This window comes from Maritalea sp. (genome assembly GCF_047634455.1).
In the GTDB taxonomy this organism is placed as follows: domain Bacteria; phylum Pseudomonadota; class Alphaproteobacteria; order Rhizobiales; family Devosiaceae; genus Maritalea.
Genome location: NZ_JBLIAI010000081.1, coordinates 1 through 9,580, shown reverse-complemented (window position 1 = coordinate 9,580; position 9,580 = coordinate 1). Strand labels below are relative to the sequence as shown.

Genomic DNA, 9,580 nt, shown 5'->3' with positions numbered 1-9,580 from the left:
AAGCCAGCAGCTGGCATGCTGATAATGAAAAAGGATATGGGTGGTTCGGCCAATGTCCTTGGCTTGGCCCATTCAATTATGCGCGCAAAACTGCCTGTGCGGTTGCGGGTGCTGATACCCGTTGTTGAAAACGCAATTTCTGGCAATGCTTTCCGTCCCGGAGATATCCTGCCATCGCGCAACGGCATGACCGTTGAAATCGGCAATACCGATGCTGAAGGTCGCTTGGTGCTCGCAGATGCTTTAGCGCTTGCTGACGAAGAGAGCCCAGAAATCATCATTGATATGGCTACGCTTACGGGGGCAGCTCGGGTGGCCGTTGGCACTGAACTGGCAGCCTTGTTCTCAAATGACGATACGTTCGCCAACGAGATTATGGCCGAAGGCATTCCAGCATCTGATCCTTTGTGGCGCTTGCCGCTTTGGGACAATTATGATGAGAACCTTGTTTCCCCAATTGCTGACGTCAATCACATTTCGGCCGGTGGGTTTGGTGGGGCAATTACAGCCGCACTATTCTTGCGCCGTTTTGTGAAAAACGCAAAAAGCTGGAGCCACATGGACATGATGGCATGGGCAGAAAAACCTCGCCCGGGTCGTCCACTCGGCGGAACAGAACAAGGTCAGCGCGCCGCCTATATGGCACTCAAAAAGCGGTTCGGTTAACTTTAACCTGAACGCACCTCTGTCAATTGACGGCGGAAAAACATCTCCCTCCCCCTGGTGGGGAGGGATTAAGGGTGAGGGGACGACTTTTGCAAACCGGCAGCGTGACCCCGCATCAAGTCCGGGGCAGCCCTAAGGAAAGGTGGATTTATCCCCAACGGGCCAGCCCGCGCGGCGTGAGCGCGAAAAGTGCTGAGTGCAACGAGTACGACGGCGGAAAAACATCTCCCTCCCCCTCGTGGGGAGGGACTAAGGGTGGGGGGAGACTTTTGCAAACCGGTGTCGCGAAAAATATGCTACAGCTTAATAGCCGCGCGACACGTCCACGATATGCTTCAGATCACCGGATGCCTCATATTGAGTGATCTGCGACGTCACGAGCCGCACACCAGCCTTAAGACCAGATATCGCAGCGATATGCGGCGTGATGTAACAATTGTCGAGCGCCCACAACGGGCTGTCAGCGAGCAATGGCTCAGTTTTGAACACATCTAGGCTTGCTGCGCCTAAAGTGCCGTCTTGCAGCGCCGCTGCGATGTCATGCTCGTTCTGATGACCACCACGTGCTGCGTTGACAATGCAAGGCCCGCCCGGCAAATGGCCACACCGGAGCTTTTTAAAAGTTTCCATACACAAAATGTCGTGTGTCTCTGGCGTTAAGGGCAACAAGCAGACCAGAATGTCAGTCCGTGCCAAAAACAGATCGAATTCGGCTGTGCCTGAAAACTCTTCGATACCTGCAATAGCTTTTGGGCTGCGCGACCACCCGGCAACATTGTATCCAAGGAAGTTGAGTTTTTCAGCGGCGTCTTTCCCCAATTGCCCAAGCCCCATAATCCCAACATTGATCGTCGATGCGCGTTCGGGATAATATTGATCCCAGTTGCGTTGGTTCTGTTCTCGGCTGTAGCGTGTGAGTTGTCGATGGTGCATGCCTACATTGGCAACCACATAATCGGTCATACATTGGGTTAGCTCGTCATCTACGAACCGGACCACGGGCACGTCTTTTGGCAATTTTGGATGTTTGACGATGCCGTCAACGCCTGCGCCGAGCGAAAAGATCACCTCTAAATTATCCAGCCCGTCAAATGCGTCGGCTTCTGGTTTCCACACATAGAGATATTTTATCTCTTCACGTTCATATTTGTCTTGCCGGGTCACAATTTTCAGGTTTGGCATTGCCTTTTGAAAGGCGTCTGCCCACTCGCGTTCGCTTACGTCGCTCAAATGCATCAATAATGTCATCAAAAAACTCCAACAAAAAAGGCCGCACCTTTATGGCACGGCCTTCTATATTCGTCTAACCGCCTAAGGCGATAATGGTTCGCTTACTCAGTTGGAAATGCAACCGGAGCGGCAGACAGAGATTGCATATATGCAAGTAAGTCAGCGCGGTCGGTTTCGCTCTTCAAACCCGAAAAGCTCATTTTTGTACCCGGGGCGTAGTCCTTTGGCCTGGTCAAGAAGGCATCAAGGTCTTCAAATGACCAGGTTCTGCCCTCAGAATTATAGCCGCTCAAAACGTCCGAATACCCAAAGCCTTCGCCGCCAGCGATTGCTCGACCAACAACGCCATAAAGCGCTGGGCCAACCTTATTGGAGCCGTCTTGAGCGAATGAATGGCAACCCGTACATTTCTTGGCGAGCTTTTCGCCGCTTGCCATATCCGCATTGGCAAGCAATGCCGCAAGCGAAACTTGTTCAACGGCAGGTGCTTCCACTTGTTCTGCAACAGGTTCAGCTTCCGCTGTTTCAAGCGTGTAACCGCCGCCCGCGCCGGGTTTAGTCTCGTAAATCGACGCGGCCAAAAAGCCAACCGCCATGATAAACAGCAAGGTGCCCAATACGGCACCGAAAATTTTCTGCAGGTTAATCCAATTCATTTTATGCCTTCTCCACGCCGCCGCCCCATGTCCGACAGCTAATTCTGCAATGTCTGGGTGCTACTATTCAAACCAAACTGATTCCTGCAAGTTATTTGCAAAACCAGCCATCCGCGTGCGGATCATATAATCTGCGGCCCAAGGGCGCAACTCCCAACATAGAATATGCGACAATGCAGCATTTTGGCGTGAATTTGGGCGCCCAATTTATCCTGCATTGACTCTTATCCACCGCTTGTCGATATTGCGCACCGGTTTCATGAGAGTTTTCAAAGGTATTATGATGTTCAAGGTTGCGTTTCAGGGTGAAAAAGGTGCGTTCGGTCATGCTGCGGTAAACGCCGTATTTCCAGACGAAGAAGCAATGCCTTGCGTGACTTTTGAAAACACCATTGCCGCCGTGCAAAATGGCGACGCTGATTACGCCATGGTGCCAGTGGAAAACTCACTTTATGGTAGGATTACGGACATTCACCACATTCTGCCGGAAAGTGGATTGAAAATTATTGGTGAGCATTACCACCGGGTGAATATGTGTTTGCTGGGCATTAAAGGCACCAAACTCGACCAAGTCGAGGAAGTGCAAAGCCTGTCCGTGGCGCTTGGCCAATGCCGCAAGTTCATCCGTGACCACAAGTTATTGGCAATCAATTCTGTTGACACAGCTGGGTCAGCGCGGGAAGTGGCAGAGCATGGTGATAGACGCCGCGCCGCCATTGCCTCAAAACTTGCCGGTGAAATCTATGGTTTGGATTTGCTCGCAGAAGACATTGAAGACGAAGATCACAACACCACACGCTTCTTGATCATGTCACGCGAAATGCTTGATCTGAAAGCTGGTACGCCGGACACCAAAACGACCTTTGTTTTCCGCGTACGCAACGTGCCCGCTGCGCTCTATAAAGCGATGGGCGGTTTTGCCACCAACGGCATCAATATGACCAAGTTGGAAAGCTATATGGTGGACGGCAATTTCACCGCGACCCAGTTTTATGCCGATATTGAAGGCCATCCTGAAGACCGCGGCGTAAATTTTGCGCTGGAAGAACTGGCGTTCTTCACAGACTATATCAACATTCTGGGTGTCTATCCGTCCAAGAAAAGTCACGATGACAGCAGCAACCAAGCATAGCCGCTTCGAGCTTACGCACAAATTGGCGTTGATCTCTTGCATTATGTGACCAGATCAACCATATAGTCGCGTTGGGAGGTTGGCGCGGACGAACCGCTCGCCAACTGGGTCAGGTCCGGAAGGAAGCAGCCCTAACGAGTTTGGAACGGGTCGTTGCCAGCCTCTCAGCTTTTGCTTTGCGCGACGCATCAGAATCGGTGTCAGATAGCGCTTCCAACTTTCAACTATATTGGCGGAGCAAACATTGGCGGACAAACAAGAATCCTATCTGGTACTTGCCCGCAAATACCGCCCGGAAAATTTTTCGACCTTCATTGGCCAAGAAGCGATGGTGCAAACGCTTAAGAACGCGTTTTCATCGAACCGCATTGCCCATGCTTTTATGCTCACAGGCGTGCGTGGCGTCGGCAAAACCACAACGGCCCGCATTTTGGCCCGTGCCCTCAACTTTGAGGATGATAGTGGTGCGCGCCCGTCGCTCGATTTAGAGACTGAGGGCAAGCATTGCCGTTCGATCATTGAAAGTCGCCATGTCGATGTTATCGAAATGGATGCGGCCTCGCACACCGGTATTGATGATATCCGTGAGATTATCGACAGCGTGCGCTATGGCCCTGTTTCAGCGCCCTACAAAGTCTTCATCATCGATGAAGTGCACATGCTCTCCAAAGCGGCGTTCAACGGCCTGTTGAAAACGCTGGAAGAGCCCCCCCCATATGTGAAGTTCATCTTCGCCACCACAGAAATTCGCAAAGTCCCGATCACCATTCTGTCACGTTGTCAGCGCTTTGATTTGCGACGTGTGGATCCTGAAACGTTGCAGACTTATCTTGGCGGCATTCTTGAAAAAGAAGGCATCTCATTTGAACCCGATGCGCTGCAATTGATCATTCGCGCAGGCGAGGGGTCCGTTCGCGACAATCTATCATTGATGGACCAAGCGATTGCCCACTCAGGCGGCGATATTAAAGCCGAGACCGTTCGGCAAATGCTTGGACTTGCGGATCGCGCGCTGACGCTTGATTTGTTTGAAACCTTGATGAAGGGCGACGCCGCGAGCGCGCTGGAACAGTTGCGCCATCAATATGACGCTGGTGCCGATGCTGCAACAATTGTGACGGATTTGGCGGCAACCACCCATTTGGTGACCCGGCTTAAAGTGGTTCCCGGCGCGGACAAAGACCCGGTGCTTACACCCGACGAGAAAACCCGCGGCAAAGAAATGGCGCAAAAGCTCAATATTCGAGTCCTGTCGCGCACGTGGCAAATCCTCAATAAGGGCATTGCTGAAATCAACAACGCACATGACGCCGTTCAAGCGGCGGAAATGGTGTTGATCCGCTTGGCCTATGCAGCTGATTTACCAACACCGGACGAACTGATCAAAAAGCTTGGCGATATGCCCGCCGGTGTTGGCGCTTCCGCACCAAACTTACCACCCAGCCGCCCCACTGGCGGTGGTGGAGCTATGCAAGCCTCTGGTGGCGGTACAGCGCGCATGCAGGCGGTGAGTGTCAATCGCGCGCCGCAAGCGTCGCCCGTGCAAAAGCCGACCATGTCGATCAATAGCTTTGCTGAGATTGTGGCGCTGTGCGGGGAAAAACGCGAACTGGTGCTCAAACATGCGCTGGAAGCAAATGTAAGCCCAATTTCTGTCGTGGATGGGCGCATGGAAATTGCATTGACGCCTGAAGCGGATCAATCGGTCGCGTCGAAACTTTCGCAAAAGCTGAAGGAATGGACCAATCGGCCATGGTTAGTGACTGTTTCTAAGCAAAAGGCCAACGACACAATTCGCTTACAACGTGACCGCGAGGCACAAAATAAACTCGACAAAGCCATGCAAGACCCGTCGGTCAAGGCGATCATCGCTGCATTCCCAGGTGCCCGTTTGGTCAACGAAAAATCGCTTGTTGATGATGAGCTGCCAGCCGAGCAATGGCTTGAAGATGGCGACACAGATAAAGGATTGGAAGAATGAAAGACATTATGGGCATGATGAAAAAGGCTCAGGAAATGCAGGCCAAAATGGGCGAAATGCAGGCCGAGCTGGAAGCCACAGAAGTGGTGGGAAATGCAGGCGCGGGCATGGTCACGGTGACCTTGACTGGCAAGGGCGATATGCGCGGTGTCAAAATCGACCCGTCATTGCTCAAAGCTGAGGAAGCTGAAATGTTGGAAGATCTGTTGATCGCTGCGCACACTGACGCACGGTCGAAGGCTGAAGAAATCAGCCAATCAAAGATGCAAGAAATGACAGCCGGTATGCCCATTCCTCCGGGTATGAAACTGCCATTCTAAGAGTGTAAGTTCAAGACGATGAATAATCAAAATGGTGGCCCAGAGATCGAACAGTTGATCCAGCTCCTTGCGCGTTTGCCAGGCCTGGGGCCGCGTTCAGCTCGCCGCGCCGTTTTGCATCTCATCAAGAAAAAAGACACATTGATGGTGCCGCTTGCATCGGCACTAGATCGTGCGGTAGATACAGTTGTCACCTGCGCCCAATGCGGCAACGTGGACACTATATCGCCATGCAACATTTGCATCGACCCGCGTCGCCGCGATGCTGGAATGCTAATTGTTGTTGAAGATGTGGCAGACCTGTGGGCGCTTGAGCGGGCAGGGGCAAGCCGATCACTCTATCATGTGCTGGGCGGCACATTGTCGCCGCTAGATGGCGTGGGCCCCGAAGATTTGAACATCAACACGCTCGTCAGTCGGGTTGAGCAGGGTGATGTCAAAGAAGTTGTTCTGGCCGTAAACGCTACCGTGGATGGACAAACAACCGCCCATTATGTGATGGATCGCCTTGAAGGATTGGACGTCAAAATCACCCGCCTAGCCCATGGCGTGCCAGTGGGCGGTGAGCTTGACTATCTTGATGAAGGCACACTAACCCAAGCGCTTCATGCGCGGACAGATTTTTAAACCCAATTCGCCACAAACAGCCAAACTGCCACGATTCCAAGCACCCCGCCAAACACCCAATTCATGCGCTGCATGTTTTGCGGTGAGCGAAAACTGCTGCCAATTCTATCGCTTGCAATGATCCAAACAATGAAAGCGATGAGGTTGTGAATGGTGAACGCAGCCGCGATTACGATGCTGGCCAGTAGCGCGCTGTCGGGGATCAGTTTTGAGGGCGGAAACTGGGTAAATAGTAGCGCGATAATCACATAGGCTTTCGGGTTGAAAACCAGCAACAAAAACCCATCAGCAACGCTAGCCACCTGCCCAACTTTTGGTGCTGTTGATGTTTCCGCAGTCGCCAGCTTCCATGCCAGATAGAGCACATATAAGGCACCAACTGAGGCCAGCAATTTGGTCACGCCTTCATTGTCGCCCGCCCCTAATTGAAAGCCCAATCCGACCAAAACCGTCACCGACAGGGTTGCTAGATGATAACCAACCAGTGCGGGCAACGTCGCCTTTGCGCCAAACCGCGCCGCAAGTGCTGAAAAGAACAGGTTTCCCGGTCCAGGAGAAAAGGCAAGAGGGATCAGAAAAAGAACGAGAGGCAAAGCAAACGACATATATACTCCTGGTTGGCTTTAGCATTATTGACCAACCAAAGCAGAAATGGCGACCCGATTATGACAAGGGCAATTGAACGTCTGCTTCAGCTGCCTCTTTTGGATCTTCAAACTCCAGCTGCTCAATCCGTTCGCTGCGCTTGGTGACTTTGCCTGTTGAGATAAGGATTTGCTCCACATCTTTATTGGCCTGCTGGAAGTGTGTTTGCAATTTAAGCACCCGATCAGACAATCGTCCAACGTCACTCAACAGATTTGATACTTCTTGTTGGATGATATGCGCTTGCTCGCGCATTTTCACGTCGCGCAAAAGCGCTTGCACGACTTGAATGGACAGCATCAACAGTGATGGGGAAACAATCACTACGCGTTGGCGAAGTGCTTTTTGCACAATGTCTTCAAACTGTTCGTGAATGTCTGCAAAAATGGATTCTGATGGCACAAACAAAAAGGCGGTGTCGTGGGTTTCCCCGGGGATGAAATATTTGTCAGATATGGCCTTCACATGCACATTCATATCATTGCGGAACGACGCAACAGCCAATTTTGTCTGTTCGGGCGTATCAGCCTCATGCAAGCGCTGCCAGGCCTCTAGTGGAAATTTGGCATCAATCACAAGGTTTGGTGCATCATTTGGCAATGTCACCAAACAGTCGGGCCGGTTATTGTTTGACAGTGTCGCTTGAAAATTAAAGCTGGCGGCGGGCAGCCCATCGGCAACAATGGCTTCCATCCGCCCTTGGCCAAATGCCCCGCGACTTTGCTTGTTCGACAAAATATCGCGCAGCGATACGACCTCAGTGGATAATTGGGCAATTGTTGTTTGCGCCCGGTCAATAACCGCCAAACGCTCATTGAGTTTGGACAGGCTTTCTTCGGTCTTCACCCGCGTTTCATTCACCGATTGGTTGGTGCGATGGCTCGCGCCCTCAATACGTTCGGTCAAAAGTCGCGCAAGGTCTGACGTGCGAGACCCAAAAATCTCCGACATCGTGCCCATGCGCCCGGTCATTTCCGACTGCACGCGCATCAGGTCAGCCATATGGCGTTCCATCTCCGCATTGCGCTGCACAAGTGCTATCGCGTCATCTTGTCGTTTGCGGCTGGCGCGCGTGATCGCCACAATGCCAGCAACAGAAAGCGCCAACAGCACGACCAAAAAGATCAACACTGTTTCTGTGCCAGAGAAATTGCGCCCGAAGGCGGAAAAAAGAACTTGTTCCATTTGCCAATTCTATCTGATTCGCAGCAATTGCCTTCCCATTTCAGAACTGGAAAATTTGGAGAAAATGCTTACATATGGAGTAGGTCGATTGGCACAATTTGAAAGCTTTTCTTGACCAGCAAAGCCCTTTCATCCTATCGACACGGTAAATTGAACCAAAGGCGATCCGAAATATGGCTATTCGGCCCATTCTTCATATCCCAACCCCTTGCTTGCGCGAAGTGGCGGCACCTGTTGTTGAGGTCAATGACGAGATCAAAACCCTCATCAAAGATATGTTCGACACCATGTATGATGCGCCCGGCATAGGTCTTGCTGCGCCCCAAATTGGCGTGATGCACCGTGTGATTGTAATGGACCCCGCCGATGAAGAAGATGAGCCAGCACCTTTGGCCATGATCAACCCCAAAATCACATGGCTGTCCGAAGAGCTGCGTGTGCACCAAGAGGGTTGCTTGTCGATCCCCGAATATTACGAGGACGTGGAGCGCCCAGTCCTTTGCAAAGTGACTTATCTCGATGAGAATGGCGAATATCACGAACGCGAATGCGACGGCCTGCTTTCAACCGTTGTGCAACATGAGGTCGATCACTTAAACGGTAGGCTGTTCATAGATTATATTTCTCGCCTCAAGCGTGAACGTGTTATCAAAAAGTTCAAAAAAATTGCCAAACGAGCGGCGGAATAAGCCATGCGCGTTATCTTTATGGGCACGCCCGAAATTGCCGTGCCAACATTGAGCGAGATTATTGGCCGTGGCCATGACGTTGTGGCGGTTTATTCGCAGCCACCGCGCCCTGCTGGGCGTGGCAAAAAAGACCGTAAATCTCCTGTGCATGAATTGGCCGAAGGGTTTGGCCTTGACGTGCGCACCCCGATTAATTTCAAGAGTGAAGCCGACATCGAAGCTTTTGAAGCGTTAGACGCAGACGTTGCGGTGGTCGTGGCCTATGGTTTGTTGCTGCCAAAACGAATTTTGGATGCGCCAGCCAAAGGCTGCTTGAACTTGCATGGGTCTTTGTTGCCACGTTGGAGGGGGGCGGCGCCAATCCAACGCGCGATTATGGCCGGAGATACCCAATCGGGCTTAATGGTCATGCAAATGAACGAAGGGCTTGATACGGGCGATGTCGGCCT

The 9,580-nt window shown here is 51.9% G+C and carries 11 protein-coding genes and 1 other RNA gene; 8 read left to right on the top strand and 4 right to left on the bottom strand.

Translation table 11 applies throughout. The features are described from left to right. A partial coding sequence (locus ACJAZW_RS14245) for a leucyl aminopeptidase family protein (RefSeq protein ID WP_415159256.1) occupies positions 1 to 666 on the top strand: 666 nt, incomplete at its 5' end. Between the two features lie 303 nt (positions 667 to 969). Here the strand turns inward: ACJAZW_RS14245 and ACJAZW_RS14240 are convergent. Next, positions 970 to 1,914, bottom strand: a complete 945-nt coding sequence (locus tag ACJAZW_RS14240) for a 2-hydroxyacid dehydrogenase (protein ID WP_415159254.1) — start codon at positions 1,912 to 1,914, stop codon at positions 970 to 972. Positions 1,915 to 1,997: 83 nt separating this feature from the next. Then, a complete protein-coding gene (locus ACJAZW_RS14235) occupies positions 1,998 to 2,552 on the bottom strand; it encodes a c-type cytochrome (protein WP_415159252.1) in 555 nt (184 codons plus the stop codon). A 259-nt stretch (positions 2,553 to 2,811) separates the two neighbouring features. Here ACJAZW_RS14235 and ACJAZW_RS14230 point away from each other — a divergent pair, with 259 nt between their 5' ends. From ACJAZW_RS14230 to recR, 5 genes are all read left to right on the top strand, one after another. Further along, positions 2,812 to 3,684 carry a prephenate dehydratase gene (locus ACJAZW_RS14230; protein ID WP_415159250.1) on the top strand — a complete coding sequence of 291 codons (873 nt, stop codon included), beginning with the start codon at positions 2,812 to 2,814 and terminating at the stop codon, positions 3,682 to 3,684. 72 nt (positions 3,685 to 3,756) lie between these two features. Next, positions 3,757 to 3,854, top strand: an RNA gene (gene ffs / locus ACJAZW_RS14225) — signal recognition particle sRNA small type. A 74-nt stretch (positions 3,855 to 3,928) separates the two neighbouring features. Further along, the gene (locus tag ACJAZW_RS14220; RefSeq protein WP_415159248.1) at positions 3,929 to 5,665 is read left to right on the top strand and encodes a DNA polymerase III subunit gamma/tau; all 1,737 of its coding nucleotides are present in this window, start codon (positions 3,929 to 3,931) and stop codon (positions 5,663 to 5,665) included. Then, on the top strand, positions 5,662 to 5,985 hold the full coding sequence (locus ACJAZW_RS14215) for a YbaB/EbfC family nucleoid-associated protein (protein WP_415159246.1): 324 nt from the start codon (positions 5,662 to 5,664) through the stop codon (positions 5,983 to 5,985). Before ACJAZW_RS14220 ends, ACJAZW_RS14215 begins: the two co-directional genes overlap by 4 nt. An 18-nt stretch (positions 5,986 to 6,003) precedes the next feature. Continuing rightward, positions 6,004 to 6,612, top strand: a complete 609-nt coding sequence (gene recR, locus ACJAZW_RS14210) for a recombination mediator RecR (RefSeq protein WP_415159244.1) — start codon at positions 6,004 to 6,006, stop codon at positions 6,610 to 6,612. On the opposite strand, the gene ACJAZW_RS14205 is transcribed toward recR, so the two are convergent. Further along, positions 6,609 to 7,217: a LysE family translocator gene (locus ACJAZW_RS14205; protein WP_415159242.1), complete on the bottom strand. Its 609-nt coding sequence runs from the start codon at positions 7,215 to 7,217 to the stop codon at positions 6,609 to 6,611. The two genes, recR and ACJAZW_RS14205, sit on opposite strands and share 4 nt — an antisense overlap. 58 nt (positions 7,218 to 7,275) lie before the next feature. Further along, positions 7,276 to 8,442, bottom strand: coding sequence for a DNA recombination protein RmuC (locus ACJAZW_RS14200; protein ID WP_415159240.1), 1,167 nt, complete (start codon positions 8,440 to 8,442; stop codon positions 7,276 to 7,278). Between the two features lie 173 nt (positions 8,443 to 8,615). Here ACJAZW_RS14200 and def point away from each other — a divergent pair, with 173 nt between their 5' ends. Then, positions 8,616 to 9,131, top strand: coding sequence for a peptide deformylase (gene def, locus ACJAZW_RS14195; protein WP_415159238.1), 516 nt, complete (start codon positions 8,616 to 8,618; stop codon positions 9,129 to 9,131). Between the two features lie 3 nt (positions 9,132 to 9,134). Next, positions 9,135 to 9,580 (top strand): methionyl-tRNA formyltransferase (locus ACJAZW_RS14190; RefSeq protein WP_415159236.1); only part of this gene is annotated, 446 nt, incomplete at its 3' end.